The organism is Ferrovibrio xuzhouensis, from assembly GCF_042648965.1.
Lineage (GTDB): Bacteria > Pseudomonadota > Alphaproteobacteria > Ferrovibrionales > Ferrovibrionaceae > Ferrovibrio > Ferrovibrio xuzhouensis.
The window spans coordinates 20,703-45,993 of the sequence record NZ_JBHRYJ010000008.1 but is presented as its reverse complement, the minus strand read 5'-3'; the positions used below and the strand labels follow the sequence as shown (position 1 = coordinate 45,993).

25 protein-coding genes are annotated in these 25,291 nt (G+C 66.9%); 5 read left to right on the top strand and 20 right to left on the bottom strand.

The genetic code is table 11. From position 1 onward, the window contains the following. Position 1 precedes the first annotated feature (1 nt). From ACFOOQ_RS22265 to hemN, 4 genes are all read right to left on the bottom strand, one after another. A complete protein-coding gene (locus ACFOOQ_RS22265; protein WP_379729912.1) occupies positions 2–574 on the bottom strand; it encodes a GNAT family N-acetyltransferase in 573 nt (190 codons plus the stop codon). Next, on the bottom strand, positions 571–2,907 hold the full coding sequence (locus ACFOOQ_RS22260) for an Orn/Lys/Arg family decarboxylase (RefSeq protein WP_379729911.1): 2,337 nt from the start codon (positions 2,905–2,907) through the stop codon (positions 571–573). Before ACFOOQ_RS22260 ends, ACFOOQ_RS22265 begins: the two co-directional genes overlap by 4 nt. 220 nt (positions 2,908–3,127) lie before the next feature. Further along, on the bottom strand, positions 3,128–4,210 hold the full coding sequence (locus ACFOOQ_RS22255) for an alkene reductase (RefSeq protein ID WP_379729910.1): 1,083 nt from the start codon (positions 4,208–4,210) through the stop codon (positions 3,128–3,130). 100 nt (positions 4,211–4,310) lie between these two features. Further along, positions 4,311–5,741, bottom strand: a complete 1,431-nt coding sequence (gene hemN, locus ACFOOQ_RS22250; RefSeq protein ID WP_379729909.1) for an oxygen-independent coproporphyrinogen III oxidase — start codon at positions 5,739–5,741, stop codon at positions 4,311–4,313. Between the two features lie 135 nt (positions 5,742–5,876). Here hemN and ACFOOQ_RS22245 point away from each other — a divergent pair, with 135 nt between their 5' ends. Next, positions 5,877–6,431: a hypothetical protein gene (locus ACFOOQ_RS22245; protein ID WP_379729908.1), complete on the top strand. Its 555-nt coding sequence runs from the start codon at positions 5,877–5,879 to the stop codon at positions 6,429–6,431. Continuing rightward, positions 6,424–6,990, top strand: a complete 567-nt coding sequence (locus ACFOOQ_RS22240) for a hypothetical protein (protein ID WP_379729907.1) — start codon at positions 6,424–6,426, stop codon at positions 6,988–6,990. Before ACFOOQ_RS22245 ends, ACFOOQ_RS22240 begins: the two co-directional genes overlap by 8 nt. Before the next feature lie 216 nt (positions 6,991–7,206). On the opposite strand, the gene ACFOOQ_RS22235 is transcribed toward ACFOOQ_RS22240, so the two are convergent. The 7 genes from ACFOOQ_RS22235 to alr all read right to left on the bottom strand — a co-directional run bounded on the left by ACFOOQ_RS22235 (position 7,207) and on the right by alr (position 14,407). Further along, positions 7,207–7,929: an SDR family NAD(P)-dependent oxidoreductase gene (locus tag ACFOOQ_RS22235; protein ID WP_379729905.1), complete on the bottom strand. Its 723-nt coding sequence runs from the start codon at positions 7,927–7,929 to the stop codon at positions 7,207–7,209. A gap of 19 nt (positions 7,930–7,948) precedes the next feature. Next, a complete protein-coding gene (gene purF / locus ACFOOQ_RS22230; RefSeq protein WP_379729904.1) occupies positions 7,949–9,406 on the bottom strand; it encodes an amidophosphoribosyltransferase in 1,458 nt (485 codons plus the stop codon). Between the two features lie 43 nt (positions 9,407–9,449). After that, positions 9,450–10,106, bottom strand: a complete 657-nt coding sequence (locus tag ACFOOQ_RS22225) for a CvpA family protein (RefSeq protein ID WP_379729903.1) — start codon at positions 10,104–10,106, stop codon at positions 9,450–9,452. A gap of 18 nt (positions 10,107–10,124) precedes the next feature. Next, complete coding sequence (radA, locus tag ACFOOQ_RS22220; RefSeq protein ID WP_379729901.1) at positions 10,125–11,573, bottom strand: DNA repair protein RadA; 1,449 nt, start codon at positions 11,571–11,573, stop codon at positions 10,125–10,127. A 127-nt stretch (positions 11,574–11,700) separates the two neighbouring features. After that, complete coding sequence (locus ACFOOQ_RS22215; RefSeq protein WP_379729899.1) at positions 11,701–12,477, bottom strand: ABC transporter ATP-binding protein; 777 nt, start codon at positions 12,475–12,477, stop codon at positions 11,701–11,703. Next, a complete protein-coding gene (locus ACFOOQ_RS22210; RefSeq protein WP_379729897.1) occupies positions 12,474–13,268 on the bottom strand; it encodes an MlaE family ABC transporter permease in 795 nt (264 codons plus the stop codon). Before ACFOOQ_RS22210 ends, ACFOOQ_RS22215 begins: the two co-directional genes overlap by 4 nt. Continuing rightward, a complete protein-coding gene (alr, locus tag ACFOOQ_RS22205) occupies positions 13,265–14,407 on the bottom strand; it encodes an alanine racemase (protein ID WP_379729896.1) in 1,143 nt (380 codons plus the stop codon). The genes ACFOOQ_RS22210 and alr overlap by 4 nt, the downstream gene beginning before the upstream one ends. Positions 14,408–14,599: 192 nt before the next feature. Between alr and ACFOOQ_RS22200 the strand changes: the two genes are divergently transcribed. Then, positions 14,600–15,556 (top strand): DMT family transporter, encoded by a 957-nt coding sequence (locus ACFOOQ_RS22200; protein WP_379729895.1) that lies wholly within the window; start codon positions 14,600–14,602, stop codon positions 15,554–15,556. Between the two features lie 9 nt (positions 15,557–15,565). Here the strand turns inward: ACFOOQ_RS22200 and ACFOOQ_RS22195 are convergent, their stop codons facing one another. The 9 genes from ACFOOQ_RS22195 to rpsF form a co-directional block, all read right to left on the bottom strand. Further along, entirely contained in the window at positions 15,566–16,003 is a 438-nt protein-coding gene (locus ACFOOQ_RS22195) for a carboxymuconolactone decarboxylase family protein (RefSeq protein ID WP_379729894.1), read from the bottom strand. A gap of 113 nt (positions 16,004–16,116) precedes the next feature. After that, complete coding sequence (locus ACFOOQ_RS22190) at positions 16,117–16,662, bottom strand: Spy/CpxP family protein refolding chaperone (RefSeq protein ID WP_379729893.1); 546 nt, start codon at positions 16,660–16,662, stop codon at positions 16,117–16,119. A 138-nt stretch (positions 16,663–16,800) separates the two neighbouring features. Further along, entirely contained in the window at positions 16,801–17,253 is a 453-nt protein-coding gene (locus ACFOOQ_RS22185) for a chemotaxis protein CheW (protein ID WP_379729892.1), read from the bottom strand. Between the two features lie 2 nt (positions 17,254–17,255). Continuing rightward, positions 17,256–19,304, bottom strand: a complete 2,049-nt coding sequence (locus ACFOOQ_RS22180; protein WP_379729891.1) for a methyl-accepting chemotaxis protein — start codon at positions 19,302–19,304, stop codon at positions 17,256–17,258. Between the two features lie 206 nt (positions 19,305–19,510). Beyond that, positions 19,511–21,010: a replicative DNA helicase gene (locus ACFOOQ_RS22175; RefSeq protein WP_379729890.1), complete on the bottom strand. Its 1,500-nt coding sequence runs from the start codon at positions 21,008–21,010 to the stop codon at positions 19,511–19,513. 314 nt (positions 21,011–21,324) lie between these two features. Continuing rightward, on the bottom strand, positions 21,325–21,882 hold the full coding sequence (gene rplI, locus ACFOOQ_RS22170; protein ID WP_379729889.1) for a 50S ribosomal protein L9: 558 nt from the start codon (positions 21,880–21,882) through the stop codon (positions 21,325–21,327). Continuing rightward, entirely contained in the window at positions 21,882–22,871 is a 990-nt protein-coding gene (locus tag ACFOOQ_RS22165; protein ID WP_379729887.1) for a DUF2232 domain-containing protein, read from the bottom strand. The genes rplI and ACFOOQ_RS22165 overlap by 1 nt, the downstream gene beginning before the upstream one ends. Positions 22,872–22,919: 48 nt before the next feature. Continuing rightward, positions 22,920–23,192 carry a 30S ribosomal protein S18 gene (gene rpsR / locus ACFOOQ_RS22160; protein WP_379729886.1) on the bottom strand — a complete coding sequence of 91 codons (273 nt, stop codon included), beginning with the start codon at positions 23,190–23,192 and terminating at the stop codon, positions 22,920–22,922. Further along, a complete protein-coding gene (rpsF, locus tag ACFOOQ_RS22155) occupies positions 23,192–23,668 on the bottom strand; it encodes a 30S ribosomal protein S6 (protein WP_379729884.1) in 477 nt (158 codons plus the stop codon). Before rpsF ends, rpsR begins: the two co-directional genes overlap by 1 nt. 448 nt (positions 23,669–24,116) lie before the next feature. Here rpsF and ACFOOQ_RS22150 point away from each other — a divergent pair, with 448 nt between their 5' ends. Next, complete coding sequence (locus ACFOOQ_RS22150; RefSeq protein ID WP_379729883.1) at positions 24,117–24,317, top strand: FitA-like ribbon-helix-helix domain-containing protein; 201 nt, start codon at positions 24,117–24,119, stop codon at positions 24,315–24,317. Between the two features lie 14 nt (positions 24,318–24,331). Continuing rightward, a complete protein-coding gene (locus tag ACFOOQ_RS22145) occupies positions 24,332–25,261 on the top strand; it encodes an SAM-dependent methyltransferase (RefSeq protein WP_379729882.1) in 930 nt (309 codons plus the stop codon). Positions 25,262–25,291: the final 30 nt, after the last annotated feature.

The following is a 25,291-nucleotide window of genomic DNA, read 5'->3' as shown; positions in this document are numbered from 1 at the left end:
ATCAGTCCTTGCGGGTCAGCGGCGCCGGCACGCTGTCGCTGCCGGGCCCGAGCGGGCATTGCATCAGGATGCTGTCGGTCCAGTGGCCGAACTTGAAGCCGACCGCCGGCAGGCGGCCGACCTCGCGGAAGCCGGCCGCCTCGTGCAGGCGGATCGAGGCCGCATTGGCGGCATCGATATAGCCGATCATCTGCCGGAAGCCCGAGGCGGCACAGGATTCGACCAGCGCCTTCAGCAGGCGGCGGCCGATGCCGACACCGACGAAATCCGGATGGATGTAGATCGAATGTTTCACCGTGTAGCGGTAGGCCGGCCGCTTGCGGAACGGCACCGCATAGGCATAGCCGACGATGCGGCCGTCGCATTCGGCAGCCAGATGCGGCAGCCGCTTGCGCAGCATGTTCTTGCGGCGCTTCTTGATGTCGTCCGGATCGGCCGGCTCGACCACCAGGTCGCCCATGCCGCGCTGGATGTGATGGGTGTAGATGTCGAGCATCGCCGGCACGTCCTGCTCGGTGGACGGCCGGATCACGATATCCGGCCGCGGTTCCGGGGCCTGTGCGCCGGTGCTCACTCGCGCACCACATAGGTGTAGAAACGCACCGAGCCGTCGTCCTCGGCCTTGCGGTAGACGCCCTGCACCTCGCTCTCGAAGCCGGGAAACAGGTTGGCGCCGCGCTCGAAGACCTTCAGGTAGTCCAGCATCGGCTGGGCATGGTCATCCAGCCGCTCGCCGGGCAGGATGGTGGCGATGCCCGGCGGATAGACCAGCATCAGCGTGGTGGCGATCCGCCCCTTGATCTGGTCGAGCGGCAGGTAGTCGACCTTGTTGCGGGTCAGCAGCTGCATGGCCTTGTAGGGCAGCATGACGGACTCCGGCAGATGCTCGGGCCGGAACTGCTTGCGCTGCAGGCTGCTGACCGCATTTTCGCGATAGAAGGCATGCATCTCGGCGCAGAGCTCGCGCAGCCGCACGCCGCTGTAGCGCTGGCGCCGGCGGGCGACGAATTCCGGCATCGCCACGTCGAGCGGCACGTTGTCGTCATGAAAGCGCTTGAAGGAAACCAGCGCGCTCAGCAGCGTGCCGGCCTTGCTCGACTCGACGCCCGGCGTCAGCAGGAACAGCAGCGAGTTGAGGTCGTTCTTTTCCGGCACCACCTGATAGTCGCGCAGGAATTCCGCCACCACCGGCGCCGGGATGCCATGTGCGGCATAGGCCCCGGTGGCGCGGTCGAAGCCCGGCGTCAGCACGGTCAGCTTGGCCGGATCGGTCATCGCATAGCCGGGCGCGACATGGCGATAGCCGTGCCAGGCCGCGCCGGGTTCCAATGCCCAGCAGGTCGGATCGCGCGCCAGTTCGTCGGTCGGAATGTTCTCCCACGGCGTGCTGGTGCCGTCGCGGTCGACAACATCGGGCACGAAGGGGTCGAAGAACCACTGGCGGGCCGGATCGGTTTCCTTGGTCGCGAATTCGCTGCGCATGGCGCGCAGCTTCTTGCGGATCTCGATGCCGAGCCGGATGGTGTCGTCCCACAGGACCATGCCGGAGCGGCCCTTCATCATCTGCGCGCCGACGTCCAGCGAGGCGAAGAGGGGGTAGAAGGGCGAGGTCGAGGCATGGATCAGGAAGGATTCGTTGAAGCGGCGATGTTCGATGCGCCGGTCCTGGCCCTTGATATGGCGGTCCTTCACATGGATCTGCGAAGCCTGCGAGAAGCTGGCAAGCTGCTTGTGGGTGGATTGCGTCGCGATCACGCCGGGTTGGCCCGGGCCGAGCTCCTCCAGCCCCATGGCGAAACGGTCGCGATAGAGCGGATGGAACTTCATGAAGCCGGCCCAGGCCTCGTCGAACAGGATGTAATCGCACAGATGGCCGATCCGCTCGATCACCATCTTCGCGTTGTTGATGGTGCCGTCATAGGTGCATTGCTGCAGCACGGCGACACGGAACGGCCGTTCGCGCTTCCAGGCCTCCTTGTCGGTGACCAGCGGATGGTTGCGGATCTTCTCGCGGATCGCCGTCTCGTCCAGCGCCTCATAGTCGATCGGGCCGATCAGGCCATGGGCATTGCGGTCGGTCTCGAGGAAGACCGGTGTGCCCTGGCCGAGCAGCAGGGCGCCGTGATGGGCGGCCTTGTGGTTGTTGCGGTCGAACAGCACGAGGTCGCCCTCGGCGACCAGCGCCTGCAGCACGATCTTGTTCGAGGCCGATGTGCCGTTCAGCACGAAGTAGGTGCGCTCGGCGCCGAAAATCTTGGCGGCTTCCTTCTGCGCCTGCAGGGCCGGGCCCTCATGGGTCAGCAGGTCGCCGAGCTCCAGCACCGAATTGTCGAGGTCGTCGCGGAAGATCGCCTCGCCGAGATGGTCGACGAAGATGCGGCCGATCGGACTGCGGCCATAGAAGATGCCGCCGTTATGGCCGGGGCAGGTCCACAGCTGGTTGCCTTCCTCGGCATAATCGACCAGCGCGCCGAAGAACGGCGTCTTCATGGTCTCGGCATACTGCTTCAGCCGGCTGACCAGGTTCTTGGCGATGAATTGCGGGGTCTCCTCGGCAAGGAAGATATAGCCGTCGACCTCGCGCATCACGTCGACCGGGATATCCTCCAGCCGCTGGCGGCGGACGAGAACCACGATGGGCATTTCCAGCCCGCGCTGGCGCACCAGCGAGATCAGGGCGGCCGCCTTGCCCTCGGGGCCGCGCTTGCCCCAGTCGAGGATCATGCAGCCGATGGCGGCATCGGTGCGGATGGCGAGTTCGGCATCCTCGACGCGGCGGGCGCGCACCACCTCGAAGCCGAGCCGCTCGACCTCGCTGACGATATGCTTGAGTCGGTTGCCCTCCAGTTCGTCCGCCTCGAAGGTGGGGGCCCAGATCAGGAAATTGAAACGGCGGAAATAATCCATATGGAACGGCCTCCCGGTCGGACTGTGAAACCGGACGCCTGCCTCACGGAATCGGGCATGGCCATGGATGGCGAATACGCGAACGATCTGGCGACGGACGGCTGAAAAACTGCCTGCTTCCCATTAGCGCGGGATCGTGACGGTTTTATTTCGGATGTATGGCCGTCCCTGTCAACCGCCGGCCGGCCCCGGTGAAGGGCCTGCCGGCCGGCGGCTGTGACTATTCGGCGGCTTCGAGCACCGGGTAGTCGGTATACCCCTCGGCGCCGCCACCGTAGAGGGTTTCGCGGGCGAGACCGGCCAGCGGCGCCTTGCGACGCAGTCGCTCGACGAGATCCGGGTTGGCGATGAACGGCCGGCCGAAGGCGATCAGGTCGGCCTGCTTGCCGGCCAGTGCGGCCTCCGCCATCTCGAGCGTGTAGCCGTTGTTGGCGATCCAGGTGTTGCGGAAGCGCTTGCGCAGCGCGGCATAGTCGAAGGGTGCGAAGTCGCGGGCGCCACCGGTGGCACCCTCGATGGCATGGATATAGACGAGGCCGAGCCTGTCGAGCTGTTCGACCACATACTCGAACACCGGCTGCGGGTTGCTGTCGCTGGCATCGCCGGCCGGGGTGACCGGCGAAAGGCGAATGCCGGTACGGCCGGCACCGATCTCCTGCACCACGGCTGCGGCGACGTCCAGCATCAGGCGGGCACGGTTCTCGATGCTGCCGCCATAGGCGTCGGTGCGCTTGTTGACGCCGTCACGCAGGAACTGGTCGAGCAGGTAGCCGTTGGCGCCGTGGATCTCGACGCCGTCGAAGCCGGCGGCGATGGCATTGGCCGCGCCCTTGCGATAGGCCGCGACGATGCCGGGCAGTTCGTTCAGCTCCAGCGCGCGGGGCGCCGAGACATCGATGAAGGCGCCGTCGACGAAGGTCTTGGCATTGGCGCGGATGGCAGACGGCGCCACCGGCGGCTGGCCGCCGGGCTGCAGCGAGACATGCGAGATGCGGCCGACATGCCAGAGCTGCAGGAAGATCCTGCCGCCGGCCTTGTGCACGGCATCGGTGACCTTCTTCCAGCCGGCGACCTGTTCGGCGCTGTGGATGCCCGGCGTCGACTGGTAGCCCTGGCCTTCGGGGCAGACCTGGGTGGCTTCGGCCACGATCAGGCCGGCACCGGCGCGCTGGCGGTAGTATTCGGCGATCAGGTCGGTCGGCACATTGCCGGCACCGGCGCGATTGCGGGTCAGCGGCGCCATCACGATGCGATTGGCAAGGGTGATGTTGCCGAGGCGGTAGGGCTCGAAGAGCGATGTCATGGGAGTCTCATCTGTTTTTTGCATCGGGGGGGAGCGCGGCGGAGATACCGCTGCCAGTAACTAAAGTGCGGTCGGCGGCAAAGACAACCCTGCCGTGGCGTCACGCCGCGGCATGACGCGGCAGTGTGACGCCGACTACGGGCTGGCCGAGATAGGCGTCGAAGGCGGCGCAGACCTGGCGCAGCAGCGGCCGGCCGGGTTCCGGCACGGTAACCACCCAGCCGTCGATGGCGACCAGCCCGTGCCGGTGCAGCAGGTCGAGGCGGTCAAGCGCGGCGGTAAAAACCTCCGGCGTCCTGCCGCCGGCCGCGGCGGCCGCGGCGAGGTCGACCCGCAGGTTGCACATCAGCTGCTCGATCACGGCGCCGCGCAGGCGGTCGTCGGCCGACAGGCCGCGCATGCGCGCGACCGGCAGGCGGCCGGCCTGCACCGCCTGCCGCCATGACGCGACCGAGGGAATGTTCTGCGCATAGCCCTGCGGCAGGGTGCTGATCGCCGAAGGGCCGAAGCCGAGCAGCACGTCGCCGACCTCCGTCGTGTAGCCCTGGAAATTACGATGCAGGGTACCGGCGGCGGCGCGGATCGCCAGCGGATCGGACGGCCGCGCGAAATGGTCGAGGCCGATGCGGCGAAAGCCCGCCGCCACAAGCTGGCTGGCCGCGGCGGCTTCCTGTTCCAGGCGGGCCAGCGTGTCGGGCAGGGCGGCCGCGTCGATGCGGGCCTGATGCGCTTTCATCCACGGCACATGGGCATAGCCGAACAGCGCCAGCCGGTCCGGCGTCAGCGCCAGGCAGCGCTCCACCGTCTCGACGACGTTCAGCACGGTCTGGTGTGGCAGGCCGTAGAGCAGGTCGAGGTTGAGCGCATCGATGCCGGCGTCGCGCAGCAGTCCGGCGGCCTGCGCCACCAGCGCGAAAGGCTGCGGCCGGTTGATCGCCGCCTGCACCTGCGGATCGAGGCTCTGCACGCCGAGGCTGACGCGGTTGACGCCGATCGCGGCAAGGCCGGCGACCAGCGCGGCATCGACATGGCGCGGATCGAGCTCGATGGCGATCTCGGCGTCGCGTTGCGGCGCGAAGCGGCGGTACAGGGGATCGGCAATCCGCTTCAGCCCCTCGGCGCCGAGAATGCCCGGCGTGCCGCCGCCGAAATGCAGGCTGCCGAGCTGCGCGCCGGGCGGCAGATACTGCGCGACGAGGTCGATCTCGCGGGTCAGCAGCTCGGTGAAATGCTGCAGTGTCGCGCCGGTCTTGGTCACCTGGGTATGGCAGCCGCAATACCAGCACATCTGCCGGCAGTAGGGCACATGGACATAGAGGGCGAAGCGGGCCCCCTCGGGCAGGGTACCGAGCCAGCCGCGCCAGTCCTCGTCGTCGGGAACGGCCCGGAAATGCGGTGCGGTGGGGTACGACGTGTATCGCGGCACCGGGCCGGCAGCGCTGGCGAGGGCGGCGAGGGTTGTGGCCGGGGCGGCGACCGGAGCAGTGGCGATCTTTTCCATCCCGGCAGCAGAGCCGGCTTCGCGGATCAACGCTTTGATCCTGCTCAAAAAGGCAAAAAGCAATCAAAAAGAGAACAGGGAGAGAAATTAATGTCTTTAAAGTATTTTCATACTTTCTGATCGGATAATATCAGATCGAATTCAATCCCCAATGGATTAGTTGCCGTGACTGCTGTCGATATTGCCACCACCCTGGTGCCGGGCCTGCTGCTGCTTCTGGCGGTCGGGCTGGGCGGCGATGCGATCTCGCGGACGGTGGCCAATGTCGCCAGCTCGCGCCACAACCTGACCGGCCTGGTCAAGGAGCAGGAGGGCCTGCGCGAGGTCTACAAAGACCGTCGCGAGCGCACGGACACGCTGGCCAAGGAACTGTCCGGTGTCGAGCACGAGTATCTGAACGTGCACCGCGAGTTCGAGGGACTGCGCAAGGCCGAAAAGGCGCTGATGGACCCGGAAAAGTACACGGTATTCGAGATCGGCCGCCCTGCGCCGGGCTGCGAGGGCTGGTATGTGAAAGTGCTGCTGCGCCGCAAGCACATCATGTTCGGCGGGCTGGGCACCACGCCGACCAACAGCGAGGCCTACCGGCTGGCGCGGGTGGCGATGTGGAACGTCAACCAGGATACCGCCAGGCAGTTCTGCGTGCAGCGGTTCTCCAAGGAGGCCTCGGTGCTGTCGATCCAGGCCTTCCGCGGCAAAATCATGATCGCCGATGTTTGATATTGGCTCCATCGCCTTCTTCCTGGTGCTGGCGGCCAACCTGGCACTGATCATGCTGGTGGCCGGGCTGGCCGCGGATCGTGCCCGCGAGGCCTGGAGCCGTGCGGTGAACCGGGCGCGCCATGCCGAGGCGGTCAACCAGAGTTTCCGGGCCGGAATCGAGGCTGCCGAAACCAAGGCGAGCCAGATGACCGAGCAGATCGCGGCAACCAAGGTCAAGCTGGAACAGGCAAAGCTGGATGCCGCGGCGCTGAAGCAGCGCCATGCCACGGAGCCGCTGCCGTTCGTGTTCCGCGGCACCCCCACTGAGAATTTCGATCCGGGCGGCCCGATCTGGGAATACCTGATCCGCAATGTGGCGGAAGGGGCGCGGGAAAACGAGCCGAACCACCCCGCGGCGGGCTGGAGCAAGGGGCGACTCTATCTGATCCAGGCGACCACCCAGGTTGCCGCGCTCGCCCAGCTCGAACGGCGTTTCCCGCCGACCGATGGTTTCCAGGCGGTGCTGGTCAAGCAGCACGAGCCGGATCCGGTCAGCGTGACCAGCATGGCCGGATAGCCGCTAAACCCCTGTAGATTTGAAGGAATTGTGACGCCACCGGCCTGTGACAGCGGTCACAGCGGGCGAGGCCGTCCGTATGCGATAAAGCTGGTGTCAGCGTCGAGGGACGACCCCTCGTGTTCCCCAACTCCCGCCCCGGAGCCGCAAGGCTTCGGGGTTTTTCTTTGCGGTGATGAGAGAGGGAAGGGAACCGGCCGGACCTGGCCGCCGGGGTCAGGCCTCGATGCCGCAGAATTCGCGGGCGGAAATCCATTCCCCGTTCTTCTGCCAGCCGGCTTCGGCCAGCGCGACGAACACCTCGGCGATGTCGTCGGGCCCGGGCAGGGTCGAGGAATCCTCGCCGGGGAAAGCCTGGGCGCGCAGATGCGACCGCGTGGCGCCGGGATTGACGATATTCACCCGGATGTTGCTCTGGGCGACTTCCTGCGCGTAGGTGCGCACCATGGCATCGAGCGCGGCCTTGGAGGCGGCATAAGCGCCCCAGTAGGCGCGCGGCCTGGCGCCGACGCTGGAGGTGACGAAGATCGCGCGGCCGGACGGCGAGGCATGCAGCAGCGGATGCACGGCGCGCAGCAGGCGCTGGTTGGCATGCACGTTGAGGCGGAACACCTTTTCCCATACGTCCGGCGGATACTGGTGCATCGGCGTCATCTGGCCGAGCATGCCGGCATTGCCGACCAGGATGTCGATACGGCCGAAACGGTCCAGCAGCGGCGCGGCCAGGCCATCGATCATCTCGGTCTTGGCGAGGTCGAGCGGGATCAGCGTGGCGGTGCCGCCCTGCACCCGGATCGCGTCGTCGAGTTCCTCCAGCGCGCCGGTGGTGCGGGCGACGCAGATGACATGGGCGCCCTCGGCGGCATAGCGTTTGGCGATGGCGGCACCGATGCCGCGGCTGGCGCCGGTGATCAGCGCAATCCGGTCCTTCAGACGCATAGGCGGAGTCTCGTTGTTGCTAGCTGTATTCGGCGAGCAGGGTGAGCTGCTTGGGACCGCGCGCCGGACGGGCGAGCTCGTCGGTCAGGCCGATCGGATAGTCGCCGGAGAAACAGGCATCGCAGAAAGCTGGCTTGGCCGCATCGCGCGTCGGGCGGCCCATGGCGCGGTACAGACCGTCCATCGTCAGGAAGGCAAGGCTGTCGGCCTTGATGAACTTGGCCATCTCCTCGACGGTATGCGTCGCCGCCAGCAGCTTGGAGCGTTCCGGCGTATCCACGCCGTAGAAGCAGCTATGGGTGGTTGGCGGCGAGGCGATGCGCATATGCACTTCCTTGGCGCCGGCATCGCGCACCATTTCGACGATCTTGGTCGAGGTGGTGCCGCGCACGATGGAATCGTCGACCAGGATGACCCGCTTGCCCTCGATATAGGCGCGGTTGGCATTGTGCTTCAGCTTGACGCCGAGATGGCGGATCTGGTCGGTCGGCTCGATGAAGGTGCGGCCGACATAGTGATTGCGGATGATGCCGAGCTCGAAGGGGATGCCGCTCTCGGCGGCATAGCCGATCGCCGCCGGCACGCCGCTGTCGGGCACCGGGATTACCACGTCGGCGTCGACGCCGTTCTCGCGGGCCAGTTCGGCGCCGATGCGCTTGCGCGCCTCGTAGACGCTGAGGCCCTCGACCTGGGAATCCGGTCGGGCGAAGTAGATGTACTCGAAGATGCAGAAACGGTGCGGCACCTTGGGGAAGGGATGTAGGCTGTGGATGCCGTCCTCGTCGATGACGATCAGCTCGCCGGGTTCGACGTCGCGCACGAAATCGGCGCCGAGGATGTCGAGCGCACAGGTCTCGGAGGCGAGGATCGGCGCGCCCTTGAGGTTGCCGAGCACCAGCGGCCGCACGCCCCAGGGGTCGCGCACGCCGATCAGCTTCTTCGGCGTCAGCGCCACCAGCGCATAGGCGCCCTCGACCTGCATCAGGGCGTCGACGATACGGTCGACCACCGTGGCCTTGCGGCTGAGCGCGACGAGGTGGGTGATCACCTCGGTATCCATGGTCGACTGGAAGATGCTGCCTTTGGCGACCAGATCGTCGCGGATCGCCCGCGCATTGGTCAGGTTGCCGTTATGGGCGAGCGCGATGCCGCCGAGTGCGAGGTCGGCATAGATCGGCTGCACGTTGCGCAGCAGGGTGCCGCCCGAGGTGGAATAGCGCACATGGCCGATGGCGCGGTCGCCGGGCAGCTCGCGGATCACCTTTTCCGACGAGAAGTTCGGCGCTACATGGCCGAGCGCGCGATGGCTGTTGAAGCGGCCCTCGTGGAAGGCGACGATGCCGGCGGCCTCCTGCCCGCGATGCTGCAGGGCATGCAGGCCGAGCACGGTATTGGCGGCGGCGTCCGGGGTGCCGAACATGCCGAAAATACCGCATTCCTCGTGCAGCTTGTCGTCGTCGAACGGATTGGTCAGCATTCCTGCGGCTCCATCGCGCAACCGGTCTGCGGCGGTTGCGGCTTCAAGGCTTGTCCTGATCGTGGATCAGGCTTTCGATGCCCCGGCGTTCCTCGGTCTTATAACCGTTTTGCGGCCGCGAGTCAGTGCCGGCGGCCGGCATTTGGTAACTGGGCGCCGGCATGGCCTGCGCCGCCGGTGCCGCCTGTTTTGCCGGCACCCGCCCGGGGTCGAGCTGGCGCAGGATCAGGTCGGTGCCCCAGGTGTAGCCCAGTTCCGCCAGCGGCCGGGTGCGGGCCTCCAGCAGCCAGGCCGGCTGGGTCGGCGGCGGCATCAGGCGATCGGCAACCCACCAGGCCACCATCACGATCAGCGCACCGCGGGCCAGGCCGAACAGGAAACCGAGGCTGCGGTCCACTGCCGAAACCGCCGACGCCCGCACCTGCTCGGAAATCCAGTGCGTGAGCAGCGAACAGAGGATCAGGGTCGGCAGGAAGATCGCGGCGCCGGTGACGATATCGGCGATCAGGCGTGAGTCGATATAGGAGCGTACGATGTCGCGGACAATAGGGAAAAAGAAGATCGTCGCCGCCACCGCGGCGACCCAGCCGGCGATGCCCAGCACTTCCTTGACGAAGCCGCGGAACAGCGCCAGCAGCGCCGACAGCAGCAGCACGGCAATGACGATCAGATCGACCGGGTTGATCGGCAGGGACGACATCGGTTCAGCCCTCCGCCGTCATTCGTCTTCGCCGGTCCAGCTGGACCGGTCGCGCCCGGCGGCCGCCCGTTTGGCGGCGGCCCGGGCGGCGGGGAACAGTTCGACCAGTTCGTTCAGGCGCATCAATTCGCTCGTTCCGATGCCCTTGACCTTCGTTTTGGCTGCAGCGGGCATCACCGCATGCTCGAAGCCGAGTTTGGCGGCCTCTTTCAGCCGCGACTCGGACTGGCTGACCGGCCGGACCTCGCCGGCCAGGCTGATTTCGCCGAAAAACACCGTCCGTTCCGGCGCCGGGGTGTCGGCCAGGGCCGACAGCAGGGCGGCAGCCACCGCCAGATCGGCGGCCGGCTCGACGACTCGCAGGCCGCCGGCGACGTTGAGGTAGACGTCGCAGCCGGAGTAACGCAAGCCGCAGCGCGCGTCCAGTACGGCCAGCACCATGGCGAGCCGTCCGGTGTCCCAGCCGACCACGGTGCGACGCGGTGTCGCAAGCGGCGAGGGGGCGACCAGCGCCTGGATCTCGACCAGCAGGGGCCGGGTGCCCTCCATACCCGCGAAAATGGCAGAACCGGCCACCGGCTCGCCCTTGCCGGCCTCCGAGCGGCCGAGGAACAGGGCCGAGGGGTTGGTGACTTCGGACAGGCCGCCATCGGTCATGCTGAACACGCCGATTTCGTCGGTGGCGCCGAAGCGGTTCTTCACGGCGCGCAGGATGCGGAACTGGTGGCCGCGCTCGCCCTCGAAATACAGCACGGTGTCGACCATATGCTCGACCACGCGGGGGCCGGCGATCTGGCCGTCCTTGGTGACATGGCCGACCAGGAAGACGGCGGCGTTCGAGCGCTTGGCGACCCGGACCAGCTCATGGGCGCAGGCGCGCACCTGGTTCACCGTGCCCGGCGCGCTTTCGATGTTGTCGGCGAAGATGGTCTGGATCGAATCGATCACGATCACCGCCGGGCCGCCCTTGGCCTGGGCCATCGCCGTATCGATGCCGGCGAGGATGTCGCGGAGCGAATTGGCGGCGGCCAGCATCACCGGCGCGTCGGCAAGGCCGAGCCGCTGGGCGCGCAGGCCGATCTGGGCGACCGCCTCTTCGCCCGAGACATACAGTGCCGTGGTGCCGCGCCGCGCCAGCTGGGCGACGGCCTGCAGCAGGATGGTGGACTTGCCGATGCCGGGGTCGCCGCCAATCAGGATGGCCGAGCCCGGCACCAGGCCGCCGCCCAGCACGCGGTCGAATTCCTCGATGCCGCTGACCGTGCGCACCACCGTGTCGGGCTGCGTGCTCAGGGCGGCGAAATTGATCGCCTTGCCCTTGCCGGCCGACAGGCCCTTGGGCACGGTGGTTTTCGGCGCTTCCGCCAGGATGGTGTTCCATTCGCCGCAGGCGTCGCAGCGGCCCTGCCATTTGCCGTAGGCGGCACCGCAGGACTGGCAGACAAAGGACTCCGCGGCCTTGGCCATCAGAAGCCCATTGTCGTCATCCCGGCCGAAGCGCAGCGCAGAGCCGGGATCGCATTTTGTGTTGGCCGAGAAACGGGACCTCGGGGCAGGCCCGGGGTGACGGTTTGTGAGAACGCGTTGAGCAAACTCAAGGCTTCAGCACTTCCATCTGGATCGGGCCATCGGCGCGGCCGTGGATGAACTGGTCGACATAGGCGTTGCCGGAGTGGTCGACCTCGGCGGCCGTGCCGTGCCAGATGATCTTGCCCTTGTAGATCATCGCGATGTAGTCGGCGATCTTGCGCGCACTGGCCATGTCGTGGGTGATGCTCAGCGTGGTGGCGCCCAGTTGCTGCACGCAGGCCTTGATCAGGTTGTTGATCACGTCGGCCATGATCGGGTCGAGGCCGGTGGTCGGCTCGTCGAAGAAGATGATCTCCGGCTCGGCGGCGATGGCGCGCGCCAGCGCCACGCGCTTCTGCATGCCGCCCGACAGCTCGGCCGGCGACAGCTCGGCGACTTCCGGGCCGAGGCCGACCTGGCCCAGCTTGTCGAGGGCGATCTGTTTCGCCTGGTCGCGTTTCATCCTGCGGCCCTGGATCAGGCCGAAAGCGACGTTTTCCCAGACCTTCAGGCTGTCGAAGAGGGCGGAACCCTGGAACAGCATGCCGAACTTGCGCAGCACCTTCTCGCGCTGGTCGGCGCCGAATTTCATGGCGTCTTCGCCGTCGATCAGGATCTGGCCCTGTTCGGGGCGCAGCAGGCCGAGCACGCATTTCAGCATCACCGACTTGCCGGTGCCCGAGCCGCCGATCACCACCAGTGACTTGCCGCGCGGGATCTCGAGGTCGATGCCGTCCAGCACGACCTTCTTGCCGAAGCGCTTGGAGACGCCCTTCAGGGCTATTTTCGCGTCGCTGCTCATTTGCCCGAGAAGAAGAGTTCGGTGACGAAGTAGTTGGCCACCAGGATGAGGATCGAGGCCGACACCACCGCATCGGTGGTCGCCTTGCCGACGCCCTGGGCGCCGCCTCTGGAGTGGAAGCCGTGGTAGCAGCCCATCAGCGCGATGATGAAGCCGAAGACGGCGGCTTTCACCAGGCCGGAGACGACATCGAGGGTCTGCATGAAGTCGAAGGTGTTCTTCAGGTAGATGCCGGCGTTGAAGCCGAGCTTGTGGGTGCTGACCAGATAGCCGCCCATGACGCCGATGATATCGGCGACCACGATCAGCAGCGGCAGGGTCACCACGCCGGAAATGATGCGGGGCGCCACCAGATACTTGAACGGGTTGGTCGACAGGGTGGTCAGCGCGTCGATCTGCTCGGTCACCCGCATCGTTCCGATTTCTGCCGCCATTGCAGAAGCAACGCGGCCGGCAACCATCAGGCCGCCGAGTACGGGGCCGAGCTCGCGGGTGATGCCGAGCACGACGATCCAGGCGACGGCGCTCTCCGCATTCAGACGTGACGAGCCGAGATAGATCTGCAGCGCCAGCACCATGCCGGTGAACAGGGCGGTCAGGCCCACCACCGGCAGCGAGAAATAGCCGATCACCATCATCTGCCGGCCGACCAGGCGCAGATACACCGGCGGCGCGAAGACATGGCGGACGCCGTGGAAGGTGAAGATGGCGACGCGACCGATCCCGGCCGTGAACTCGAGAATGACGCGGCCGATGACGGCGAGCGGGTTGTTCGCAAGCAGGTTGGTCATGCGGCGGCGCCCGTGTAGATGCGGCGATAGCGGCGGCCGAGCTGGGTCAGCAATTCATAGGCAATGGTGCCGGCCGTCGCGGCCTGCGCGTCGATATCGACGCCACCGCCGATCAGGTCGACTGCATCGCCCGGCCGGCAGTCGCCGTCCGGCACGGCAGACACGTCCAGTGTGATCAGATCCATCGAGACCCGCCCGGCAATCGGCACCCGCATGTGGCCCTGTCGTCCTCTGATAACGGCGAAGCCCCGGCTGGACAGGGACCTGGTGAACCCGTCCGCATAGCCGATTGCGATCGTGGCGATTCGGCTCGGTTTTTCAACGATATAGCCCGCACCGTAGCCAACCGTCATGCCGCTGTCAACGGAACGTACCTGGAGGATTTTCCCTTGCAGGTGAACGACTTGGGCCATTTTTGCCGCATCACCGCGAGGGCCGGCTGCAGGACCGAGCGGATTGCTGCCATACAGCGCGATGCCGGGCCGCAGCAGGTCGTGATGGAAGTCCGGTCCGAGGAAGATACCGGCCGAATTGGCCAGGCTGCCCTTCAGGCCGGGAAACCGCTGCCGCCAGGCAGCGAAGCGGTCGCGCTGCTGCGTGTTCAGCGGATGCTCCGGCTCGTCGGCGCAGGCGAGATGGGTCATGACGAACTCGAGCGCGATGCCGTCGAGCCGGCTGGCATCGGCCGTCACCTGGTCGGCCTCGGCCGCGGTGAGGCCCAGCCGGTTCATGCCGGTGTCGATATGCAGGGCGGCCGGCAGCGCGCGGCCGGCGCGGCGGGCCGCCGCCTGCCAGGCGGCGATCTGGCCCGGGGTCGACAGCACCGGCACGATGCCGGCGGCGGCGAGGTCGTCTTCGCCGCCGGGCCCGGGCCCGTGCAGCACATGGATGATGGCGCCGGTTGACGCGGGCAGGGCAGCGCGGAGCGCCAGCGCCTCGCCGGAATGGGCGACGAAGAAGCGGCGGCAGCCGGCAGCGAACAGGGCCGGGCCGACCCGGGCAGCGCCAAGGCCATAGGCATCGGCCTTGACCACGGCGGCGCATTCGGCCGCCGGCGCCAGGGCGCCGAGCCGGCGCCAGTTGGCGACCAGCGCGTCCAGATCGATGGTCAGAGTCGCCTGATCACCAAAATCGGTCATGGCGGCTGTTTAGCCCAGCCGCCGGCAAAGGAACAGGCCTGAGGCCTTGCGTGCTTGCAGAATAGGGTCTGCCGCGCCAGATTGACCGCCAGCGGGGATGAGCCACGGAAGAGGGCGGTTTGTCGCAACCGGCATGGCCGGCTGACCGGGCGGATCGCCGGGGCAGCGGCCGGCGCATCGTCCGAGGGGTTCATGTCCGCGTCCGCGTCTTCACCCGCCGCCCCGTCCGCCAAGCCGTCTGCCAAGTCGCCTGCCGGGCCGGTCGGCTGGCTGTACGACAATCCCTACCTGCTGCTGATCCTGACCATGGCCATGTGGGGCGGCCATTCGGTGGTCAGCCGGCTGGCGGTCGGCGAGATTTCGCCGGCGACGCTGACCTGCCTGCGCTGGCTGATCGTCTGCAGCTTCATGCTGACGCTGTCATGGCGCGGGCTGCGTGAACACTGGCCGGTGCTGCGGCCGCGGCTCGGCTATTTCGCGCTGATGGGGCCGCTGGGCTTCACGTCCTACAACATGCTGCTTTACTGGTCGGCGCATACCACGACGGCCATCAACATCAGCATCATCAATGCCGCGATGCCGGCGATGATCTTCGCCGGCGCGTTCTTCGCGTTCCGCCAGCGCGTGCTGCCGCTGCAATGGCTCGGCCTGCTGGTCTCGATCGCCGGCGTGGTGATCACCGCGGCCAAGGGGGATCCGGCCACCCTGCTGTCGCTCAGTGTCAACCAGGGCGACATCCTGATTCTGATCGCGACGATCCTCTATGCCGGCTATTCCGTGCTGCTGCGCAAGCGGCCAGCAGTGCCGAGTCCGGTGTTCTTCACCATGCTGGCGCTGACGGCGGCAGTCGCCTCGGTGGCCGTGCTCGGCGTCGAGGTCGCCGCCGGCGGGTTCTTCTGGCCGACCTGGAAGGGCTGGCTGGCGCTCGCCTTCGTGGCGGTCTTCCCGTCGCTGCTGTCGCAGATCTTTTTCATCCGCGCCGTCGAACTGATCGGACCCGGCCGCGCCGGCCTGTTCACCAACCTGATGCCGCTGTTCGGCGCCGGCTTTGCCATGCTGTTCATCGGCGAGGTGCTGTCGCCCTATCACGTCGTGGCGCTGGTGCTGGTGATCGGCGGCATCCTGCTGGCGGAACTGCGGCGGCGCTGAACCGCTGCCTCATGCCGGCGGCCCCTGACGGAAGCTGATCGCCATGCGGTTCATGGCGTTCATCAGCGCGATGGCGATGGTCAGGTCGACCAGCGCCTTCGCGTCGAACTGCGCCGCCGCGGTGTCATAGGCCGCATCGGCGACCCGCTGGTCGGTCAGCCGGGTCACCGCCTCGGCATAGGCGAAGGCGGCCCGCTCGCGATCATCGAACAGCGGCGATTCCCACCAGCCGGCGACATTGTGGATCTTGCGCTGAGGCGCGCCATGCTCGGCCGCCTCGCGGCTGTGCAGGTCGATGCAATAGGCGCAGCCGTTGATCTGCGATACGCGCAGCCAGACGAGGTCGAGCAGGGGGCGCGGCACGCTGGCGGTGACATAGCTATGGGGGGCATAGAGGCCGCGGACGCCCTCGGGGGCGGCGGCTTTGTAATCGAGACGGCGGCTCACGGTCGGCTCCTTGGTTATGGTCCACGGAGCACAGACGGACGGGGCCGGGATTTTGTGACAGCCGGCAGTTTGTGACAGGGGGGCGCCGTGGCGCCCCCCTGCACGGAGCACAATCAGTGGCGACGCATGCCGGGATGGCCGCCGCCCATGCCACCGGGGCCGCCCATGCCGCCGAAGCGGGCGAACAGCAGGTCGGCGGTCTTCTTCTGGGGATCCGACAGGCTTTCGTAGAACGGCTTGTAGGTGGCGAGGAAGCGGTCGCTGTCGGCGGCTGCGGTCTTCATCATGGCGCTGCGGCGCTCCAGGCGCTCCAGCGACGAGGCCGGCTTGTGGTCGGCCGTCTTCATGGCCGCGTGGCGGGCCGCCATCGTCTTGGCGGTGCCGCGCATTTCATCGGCCAGTTTGTCGAACAGCGGCTGCTGCTGCGGCGTCACCTTCAGCTCGGTGCGCAGGAAGGCGATGCGACCCTCGATGAACTGGCCGGGCGCCGCATGGTCGGCATGCTGGCGATGCGGCATCGGCTTCGGCATCGCCTGGTCGGCCGGCGCGGCGGCCGGTGCAGCAGCCTGGGCGAAGACGGCCGGGGCGGCGGTGATCGCGGCACCGCCGAGGGTGGCGGTAACCAGCGCGGCGGCAAGCAGGGGACGGAACTTGGACATGGCGGGCTCCTTCGGGTGAGGCGGGACGGAGAAGGGCGGTTTTCCGTCACCGCCGCTGTCTCACTCTCCCCTCACGCCGCAGGGCCACGTTTCCTGCGCCGGATTCCGCAAGGGGCGGTCCGGCGCAGGGTTTGGGGATCAGGCGGCCATGGCATCCGGCAGGGCCGGCAGGCGGCTGCCGGCAATCGTCTCCAGTGACAGCAGCGGCACCAGCCGGTCCTCGACCGTGGCGACGCCGTCCACCAGCGGCGAAGCCCAGGTCTCGCCATTCTCGGCGCGATTGATCTTCTCGCCGTCGATCGACACGATATCCGACACGCTGTCGACCAGCAGGCCGACCGGCTTGTCATGGATGGTGGCGACCACGATCACATCCTGCGGCGTCGGCTCCGGCGTCGGCTTGCCGAGAATGCGGCGGGCATCGAACACCGGCAGCACGTTGCCGCGCAGGTTAAGCACCCCAAGGCAGCCTGGATCGGTGTCGGGCAGCGGCGAGACCGGCGACCAGCCGCGGATTTCCTGGATCTTCAGCAGCGGCAGGGCGTAGGTCTGGTCACCGGCCTTGAGCAGCAGGGCGTCATAGCGTTCCATGATCAGAACTCCTGCCAGTTCGCGTCGGCAGCTTCGGCCGTCTGGCCGGTCTTCTTGAGGGCGGCGGCGGGTTTGGCAGCCGGCTTGCGCAGCGGCGTCACCGATGCGGTCGTCCGGGCGGTCTGGACTGTGGCCTTGCGGGCCGGCGCGGCGGCGCCGGTGTGGAAGAAGCCGACCAGATCGGCGAGCTGGCGGGCCTGTTCGGACAGCGACTGCGCCGAGGCCGAGGTCTCTTCCACCAGGGCGCCGTTGCGCTGGGTCATCTCGTCCATCGTCGCCACCGCGGTGTTGATCTGCTCGAGGCCGGTGGCCTGCTCGCGCGAGGCTGCGGCGATCTCGGAGACGATATCCGAGACTTTCTTCACCGCGCTGACGATCTCGCCCAGGCTTTCGCCGGCCTGGCCGACCAGCTTGCCGCCTTCGCGGACCTGGCTGTTCGATGCGATGATCAGGGCCTTGATGTCCTTGGACGCATCGGCCGAACGCTGGGCCAGCGAGCGGACTTCCTGCGCGACCACGGCAAAGCCCTTGCCGGCCTCGCCGGCGCGGGCCGCCTCGACCGAGGCATTCAGCGCCAGCAGATTGGTCTGGAAGGCGATCTCGTCGATCAGGCCGACGATGTCGCTGATCTTGCCGGCCGAGGTCTCGATCTGGCCCATGGCGCCGACCACATTGGTCATCACGGTGCCACCCTTGTCGGCGGCATCGCGCGCGGTGGTGGCAAGCTGGCTGGCGGCCTGGGCGTTGTCGGCATTCTGCTTCACCGTGGCGGTGATCTCGTGCATCGACGCCGCCGTTTCCTCGATGGACGCCGCCTGGCTTTCGGTGCGCTGGGCAAGGTCCTGGCTGCCGGTCGAGATTTCGGCGGCCGCTTCGCTGACGGTCCCCGCGCTCTCGTTCAGCTTGGCGGCAAAGTCACGCAGCTTGTCGGCCATGGCGTTGACGCTGTCTTTCAGCGTGCCGAACACGCCGCGATAGCTGCCGCGCACGCTGCTGGTCAGGTCGCCGTCGGCCATGCCGCCGGTGACGGTGGCCAGCTCGCCGGTGATCTCGCCCAGCATGCCGGTCAGGGTATTGAGCTGCTGGCTGATGGTCAGCAGGAAGCCTTCCTTGTCGGCCTCGTTCAGCCGGGTGCCGAGATCGCCGTCCGAGACCTTGTCGCAGAGGGCGGAAATCTCCTCGATGGCCTTGCGCTCGCGGGTCTCGCGGGCCGCGCGCTGTTCTTCGGCGACACGCCGCTGCTCGGCGATATCGGCTTCGGCGCGGGCGCGGGCGATCATGTTGTCCTTGAAGACCTGCACGGTCTTGGCCATCACGCCGATCTCGTCCTTGCGCCGGGCGCCGAACACCTCGACGCCGGTGTCGCCGTCCGCCAGCGTGCGCATGCCGGTGGCCAGCTTGTTGATCGGCCGGGTGATGGTGAACAGCGAGATGCCGAAGCCGGCCGACAGCGACAGCAGGATGATCAGCGCCGACAGGCTGAGCAGCAATACGCTCTCTTCCTCGATGAAGACGTGGAGACGCTGCATCACCGCCTCGATGCCCTTGTCATTGCGCTCGACGGCGTCATCGAGATCCTTGCCGAGCCGGGCCCGCAGGGCATTGCCTTCCGGAGAGTTGCCATAGGCCTCGGCGGCGGCGGCGCCCTGGCCGGTGGCCAGCCGGGCGATTTCGCGGCGGTAGCGGACGAACTCCTCCATCATGGCCTTGCGGGCCTGGAAGGCCTGCTGGCTGCCCGGCGGTTGCGAAGCCTCGTAGAGCGGGATCAGCTTCTCGATGCCGCCGGTGATGGCCAGCAGCTCGTCGGTCTGCTTGCTGATGTCCCGGGCATCCTTGCCGGCATAGATGGTCCGGGCCGTAGCGGCGCTGTCGGAGATCGCCATGTTGATCTTGAGTGCCAGCACGGAACGAACGGACATGCCCTTCATATCCTGCACGCTGCGGTCATAGACATGCAGTCCGTTGAACCCGACCCAGGCCACGCCGATCAGGCCGGCGGTGAAGATCAGCAGCACCGCGATGACGCGGGTGCCGATTTTGATATTTGACATGAACTGCATCTGTTTCCCCTGCATTGGCTTGCCGTCCCGATCCATGTGGCCGATGGGGCGCTGGTGGCGGGCGGGAGCTTCTGTTTGGCAGCGCGATACTACCAACGACAGAATGGCACAGGGGTATAATTCTCTTTTTTTATGCGAAAGAGGGCCGTTACTTTCCAATAACCTGCTGATTATCAATCGATAATATTTGGCCCGGCTCAGAACGCCTCGGGCAGGTGGTCGGCGGCGACATGGTCGCCGAAGCGGGTGAAGGCGCTCTCGAAATGCAGCACGACGCGGCCGATCGGGCCATGGCGCTGCTTGCCGATGATCACCTCGGCCAGGTTCTGGATGCGATCCATCTTTTCCTGCCAGGCGACATGCTCGGGGGTGCCCTCGGAGGGCTGCTTGCGCATCTCGTAGTATTCCTCGCGGAACACGAACATGACGACGTCGGCGTCCTGCTCGATGGCGCCCGATTCACGCAAGTCAGACAGCTGCGGCCGCTTGTCGTCACGGCTTTCCACCGCGCGGCTGAGCTGGGAGAGGGCGATCACCGGCAGGTTGAGGTCCTTGGCCAGCGCCTTCAGGGCCTGGGTGACTTCGGAGATTTCCTGCACGCGGTTGTCGTTGCGCCGGGAGTTGGCGCCACGCACCAGCTGCAGGTAGTCGACCACGATCATGCCGATGTTGTGGGTGCGCTTCAGCCGGCGGGCGCGGCTGCGCAGCAGGGCGATCGAGATGGCGCCGGTATCGTCGATGAAAAACGGGATCTGTTCGAGCAGGCGGCTCTTGGGGACGATCTCGCGGGTGAATTCGTCGTCGGTGATCTCGCCGCGGCGCAGGCGCTCCGAAGGGACGCGGGTCTGTTCCGACAGGATACGGGTGGCGAGCTGCTCGGCCGACATTTCCAGGCTGAAGAAGGCGACCGGGGCGCCTTCGGCGCCATCGGTCTCGAAATACTTCTTGGCGGCGTTGAAGGCCATGTTGGTGACCAGTGCCGTCTTGCCCATCGAGGGGCGGCCGGCAAGGATGATCAGGTCCGACGAATGCATGCCGCCCAGCATGCGGTCCATGTCCTTCAGGCCGGTGGTGACGCCGCTGAGGCCGCCCTTCTGGAAGGCGGACTGCACGGATTCGATCGACTGCCGGATCGAATCCTTGAACGAGACGAAGCCGCCTTCCGAGCTGCCCTCGTCGGCCAGCTTGAACAGCCGCTGCTCGGCTTCCTCGACCTGGTCGGTGGCCGGCTCCTCGACCTTGGGGTCATAGGCGCGGTTGACCATGTCCTCGCCGATGCCGATCAGCTCGCGCCGTAAGCTAAGGTCGTGGATCACCTTGGCGTAGTCTTCGGCATTGATGATGGTGGTGGCGGCGGCGGCGAGGCGGGCGAGGTAGGGCGTGCCGCCGGCCTTGGCGAGCACCTCGTCGCGCTCGAAATAGGCCTTCAGCGTCACCGGATTGGCGATCTCGCCGCGCTCGATCAGGGTCAGCGACGCCTCGTAGATGCGCCGGTGCGCCTCGTGGAAGAAATGCGGCGGCTGCAGGAAACCCGACACCTTCATCGCGGCGTCGTTGTTGACCAGGATGGCGCCCAGCAGTTCCTGCTCGGCGTCGATGTTATGGGGCTGGACGCGGAAGGCGGCATCGCCCGCCGCGGGCGCGGCACTGGCCTGGTCGTTGGCGGTCGGCGACGAAAATGGACTCACCACGGCCATGGCGGAAGTCTTCCCGGTTCGAGTTCTGAGGCGGTTCCCCGTGACAGCGCGGTGACGCTTTTATGGCGACACCACGGTGCGGGGCGGCATTAACTTCGATGCCGCCCGGGAGTTCCAGCCCCAGATTTGTATTGACGGGGTATTATCCACCGGAATTTCGCTGTGAGTAAGTCGACTGCGTAAGTCGATATGACTGCTGCCATTTCCGGCGGCGCAAAAAAGTCATCCACAGCCTCGTCCGAACGGACGAGAAAACGACTCGGGCCGGCATTGCTGCCGGCCCGGACCGTCATCGTCACGATGTCACGGCGATATCAGGCCGTGGCGGCCTCGTCGCCTTCGTCAGCGGCGGCCTCGGCCTCATCGCTCTCCAGGGCAACGCCCTCGTCGAGCAGGCTTTCGGCATTGACCTGCGCCTCGGCCTCGGACTCGGAGCGGGCGACGTTCACCTTCACCTCGATGCTGACTTCGGCATGCAGCACGACCTTGACGGCATAGACACCGACCATCTTGATCGGGGTCGACAGCACGACCTGGTTGCGGTTGACGCTGACGCCGCCGGCGGTGACGCCTTCGGCAATGTCGCGTGCGCTGACCGAACCATAGAGCTGGCCGCTGTCGCCGGCCTGGCGCAGCAGGGTGACGCTGAGGTCGCCCACCTTGGCGGCGACCTTCTCGGCCTCGCCCTTCTTGGCCAGGTTCTGTGCCTCGAGCTGGGCACGCTGGGTTTCAAACACGGCCTTGTTGGCATCGGTGGCCCGCAGCGCCTTCTTGCGCGGCAGCAGGAAGTTCCGGGCGTAACCGTCCTTCACCTTCACCACTTCGCCCATCTGGCCGAGATTCTCGACACGTTCGAGCAAAATAACCTGCATCAGTCCTTCTCCCGGCTGGCTCCGGCCCCGGCAAGGCGCCGGCGGAAACCCGCCCATTCTTCGATCAGTCCAAGGATGACCACCAGTGCGATCAGAAAACCGCCCAGCGAGCCAGCCACCAAAACCGCGTAAAAAGCGGCCAACAGAAAACCCGGCATGGCGGTGCGTGCCGCCAGCCCATGCATCACCGCCAGCCCCTGCAACAGGTAGGGGACGGCGAGAATCGTTGCCATCGTGATTCCGACATAGGCAGCCCCGCGCGGCAGCAGGACAGCCGCCGCGATGGCAACCGCCAGCAGGATCACCAGCACCCGCGGCAGCAGCACCGCGCGATACTGCGGGCTGGGCCGGCGGTTCTGCTTCAGCATCACCGCAAGCCCCTGGGCCAGGGCACCGTTCAGCACCATCACCATCAGCCAGCCGAAGGCGATCGCCGACGGCAGCAGCGGGGCCAGGGTGGCAGCCAGCTCGGCCGGATCGGCGTTGCGCGTTGCCGTGTCGGCACTGACCTGCTGGAAGGCGAGCAGCACCTTTTCCAGCGCCGGCTGGATGGTGCCGGGCAGGCCGCCGTCATGGCCGGCCGCGACGATAACCGCCACGGCGAACATGCCGGCCGCCCATCCCACCAGCCACAGCAGCAGCCGGCCTGCCGGATACCATTCCAGCGCGCCGCTGCTGACCGCTCCGGCACCCGCGCCGGCCTCTTCGGCCGGCCGGGCGAGCAGCGCCTGCCGCACCAGGATCACGGCCGGAACCGCAAACGTGGCGAGGAAGACACCGCCGGTGGCCAGACCGTTCACACCGCTGATCACCGTGCCGACTGCACCGGCGATGCCCACGGCGAGTACGCCATGGGTCAGGCCGGCCAGCAGCAGGGGCAGCGGCGCCAGATAGCTGAGCACGAAGCCGAGCAGACCGTTCGAGGCGGTCAGCGTCAGCAACGCACTCGCCAGGCCGGCGAGGCTGCCAAAGATCAGGCTGCGGGTCATGTCCGGGGCTTCCGTTCGGCGGTCCTCACAGGAGGGCCGCCTCAGGCCTCACTTGATGACGAACGGCAGCAGGGCCAGGTTGCGGGCGCGCTTGATGGCCTGGGCCAGTTCGCGCTGCTTCTTGGCCGACACCGCGGTGATGCGCGAGGGCACGATCTTGCCGCGTTCGGAAATGAACCGCGACAGCAGCTTCGTGTCCTTGTAGTCGATCTTCGGCGCATTGGCGCCCGAGAACGGGCAGGTCTTGCGGCGCCGGAAGAACGGGCGACGGGTGGCGGCCGGACGGCCGCCGGCGGCGGGCTTGGAACCAAAGCTCGACATCAGTTGGCCTCCACGGCAGGAGCGGCGGGCTCGTCACGGTCGAAACGCGGGCGACGCTCGCCGCGGTCGCCACGATCACCGCGATCGCCACGATCCCCACGGTCACGGTCGCCGAAACGCGGACGGTCGCCGCGATCCGGACGGTCGCCGCGGTCCTTGTTCAGCAGCATGGCCGACGGACCTTCCTCGAGGGCCTCGACGCGCACCGTCAGGTAGCGCAGCAGGTCTTCGTGGATGCGCATGTTGCGCTCCATCTCGGCAATGGCGCCGCCGCTGGCCGAGATGTTCAGAAGGACGTAATGGCCCTTCTTGTTCTTCTTGATGCGGTAGCTGAGATTGCGCAGGCCCCACTGCTCGGTCTTGGTGACCTCGCCGCCCTGGCCTTTGATGATCTCGCTGAATTGCGCAACCATGGTTTCGACCTGCGCGGTCGAAACGTCCTGGCGCGCGATGAATACGTTCTCGTAGAACGCCATCGGCAGCTCTCCTTCTGGCTTTTGCGGCCCGACGACGGCACCCCATGTGCCGGCGGATCGGACCTAGCCGGGCCCGCGTACGGAAACCCAGCAAGGAGCTATGTGAGGGCGCGGACTATAGCGATTTTCCCCCGCTTGGCAATATGGGCTGTCAGGGCGGAAAAACCGGGCGGCGCCGGGCTTGAATCATGTATATGTACGATATATGTTCTTAAAATCTGGCGTGTGATCCTAGTCGTGAGGCCGGCTGGCGGCCTGACAGCACTGATATCAGTGATAGCGGGCGGTGGGCGGAAATCGTCCGTAACGGTCAGGAGCGATCCGGAACGGTCAGAAACCGGGCCGTAGCGGTCGGAAATGGTTGCCGGCGGTCGGAAACGGTCAGAAACGGTCCGCACCGGCCCACACCGGACACGATTGGGGCTGTCAGTCCGGAAAGGAGATGAGGATGGTCGCAATCTGCATCCGCGGGCTTCCGGCCGAGGCTAAGGCATTGCTGCGCCTGCGGGCGGCCCGGAACGGCGTGTCGATGGAAGAAGAGGTGCGCCGGATTCTCTTCCGTGCGCTGCTTCAGGACGGGCCGGCCGGCGAGGCGGCAGGGATGGTAGTGGACAGGGGGGCGGTGGACGGCTATCCGGACCCTCCCTGAACCGGACACCCGCCATGACCATCACCGGCTATCTCGCCGCCGAAGGCTTTGAAGACCAGCTGCGCCACGAGCTGGCCGGCCGCATTATGGCCGAGCATGGCCGGCTGCTGCTGGCCGATGCGGTCATAGATGCTGCCTGGGCGGCCAATACCTGGTTCGATGTGCAGGAGGTCGCCATCGGGTCCATCGGCGATGCCGCCGCGAAGCTGAAAGCGATCCAGCGCAACTGGGTGGCCTATGCGCCGCTGCACCACCGCCGCGCCAGCCTGATCGCCGGAAAGCTGCCCCATGTCTCGGCCAAGCCGCCGGTCTTCGGCGCGCCGGTGCCGGCGGCGCCGCTCGGCAGTTTCACGCTGACCGCGCCAGACCGCATGCTCTACGCGGCGCGCTGTTTGTCGCCGATGCCGCATGGCGAATGGCGCTTCGTCGAGGATCGCGCGGGGCCACCGAACCGCGCCTATCTGAAATTCCAGGAAGCCCTGACCCGCCATGCGCTGGAGCATGGCGGCGGCGTGCCCGCCGGCCTGCCGCAGCCGGGCGAGACCTGCCTCGATCTCGGCGCCTCGCCGGGCGGCTGGACCTGGGTGCTGGCAAAACGGGGCGCCACGGTGATCGCCATCGACAAGGCGCCGCTGGCGCCGGCCGTGGCGGCGATGCCGGGCGTGGAATGGCGGCAGGGCAGTGCCTTTGCGCTGGAGCCCGGCGATTTCGGCCCCATCGACTGGCTGTGTTCCGACGTGATCTGCTATCCGGCGCGACTGCTGAAACTGGTCGAGCGCTGGCTGGCCGCGGGGCAGGTGCGCAATGCGGTGTGCACGCTGAAATTCCAGGGCGAGACCGATCACGAGACGGCGCGGGCTTTCGCCGCCATCCCCGGCAGCCGGCTGCAGCACATGCATAACAACAAGCACGAGCTGAGCTGGCTGTGGCGCCGGCCCGCCTGAAGACCGGTGGGGCAGGCGACGAACAGGGAA

Excerpts from the sequence above, each read along its gene's own strand:
- ACFOOQ_RS22225 (WP_379729903.1), bottom strand. The coding sequence starts at position 10,106 with ATGTCGTCCCTGCCGATCAACCCGGTCGATCTGATCGTCATTGCCGTG.
- ACFOOQ_RS22165 (WP_379729887.1), bottom strand. The coding sequence starts at position 22,871 with ATGACCCGCAGCCTGATCTTTGGCAGCCTCGCCGGCCTGGCGAGTGCG.
- ACFOOQ_RS22190 (WP_379729893.1), bottom strand. The coding sequence starts at position 16,662 with ATGTCCAAGTTCCGTCCCCTGCTTGCCGCCGCGCTGGTTACCGCCACC.
- ACFOOQ_RS22185 (WP_379729892.1), bottom strand. The coding sequence starts at position 17,253 with ATGGAACGCTATGACGCCCTGCTGCTCAAGGCCGGTGACCAGACCTAC.
- alr (WP_379729896.1), bottom strand. The coding sequence starts at position 14,407 with ATGACCGATTTTGGTGATCAGGCGACTCTGACCATCGATCTGGACGCG.
- ACFOOQ_RS22215 (WP_379729899.1), bottom strand. The coding sequence starts at position 12,477 with ATGAGCAGCGACGCGAAAATAGCCCTGAAGGGCGTCTCCAAGCGCTTC.
- rpsR (WP_379729886.1), bottom strand. The coding sequence starts at position 23,192 with ATGTCGAGCTTTGGTTCCAAGCCCGCCGCCGGCGGCCGTCCGGCCGCC.
- ACFOOQ_RS22175 (WP_379729890.1), bottom strand. The coding sequence starts at position 21,010 with ATGGCCGTGGTGAGTCCATTTTCGTCGCCGACCGCCAACGACCAGGCC.
- rplI (WP_379729889.1), bottom strand. The coding sequence starts at position 21,882 with ATGCAGGTTATTTTGCTCGAACGTGTCGAGAATCTCGGCCAGATGGGC.
- radA (WP_379729901.1), bottom strand. The coding sequence starts at position 11,573 with ATGGCCAAGGCCGCGGAGTCCTTTGTCTGCCAGTCCTGCGGTGCCGCC.
- purF (WP_379729904.1), bottom strand. The coding sequence starts at position 9,406 with ATGCTGACCAATCCGTTCGACGACGACAAGCTGCACGAGGAATGCGGT.
- ACFOOQ_RS22255 (WP_379729910.1), bottom strand. The coding sequence starts at position 4,210 with ATGACATCGCTCTTCGAGCCCTACCGCCTCGGCAACATCACCCTTGCC.
- ACFOOQ_RS22210 (WP_379729897.1), bottom strand. The coding sequence starts at position 13,268 with ATGACCAACCTGCTTGCGAACAACCCGCTCGCCGTCATCGGCCGCGTC.
- ACFOOQ_RS22150 (WP_379729883.1), top strand. The coding sequence starts at position 24,117 with ATGGTCGCAATCTGCATCCGCGGGCTTCCGGCCGAGGCTAAGGCATTG.
- ACFOOQ_RS22240 (WP_379729907.1), top strand. The coding sequence starts at position 6,424 with ATGTTTGATATTGGCTCCATCGCCTTCTTCCTGGTGCTGGCGGCCAAC.
- ACFOOQ_RS22180 (WP_379729891.1), bottom strand. The coding sequence starts at position 19,304 with ATGTCAAATATCAAAATCGGCACCCGCGTCATCGCGGTGCTGCTGATC.
- rpsF (WP_379729884.1), bottom strand. The coding sequence starts at position 23,668 with ATGGCGTTCTACGAGAACGTATTCATCGCGCGCCAGGACGTTTCGACC.
- ACFOOQ_RS22260 (WP_379729911.1), bottom strand. The coding sequence starts at position 2,907 with ATGGATTATTTCCGCCGTTTCAATTTCCTGATCTGGGCCCCCACCTTC.
- ACFOOQ_RS22200 (WP_379729895.1), top strand. The coding sequence starts at position 14,600 with ATGTCCGCGTCCGCGTCTTCACCCGCCGCCCCGTCCGCCAAGCCGTCT.
- ACFOOQ_RS22145 (WP_379729882.1), top strand. The coding sequence starts at position 24,332 with ATGACCATCACCGGCTATCTCGCCGCCGAAGGCTTTGAAGACCAGCTG.
- ACFOOQ_RS22235 (WP_379729905.1), bottom strand. The coding sequence starts at position 7,929 with ATGCGTCTGAAGGACCGGATTGCGCTGATCACCGGCGCCAGCCGCGGC.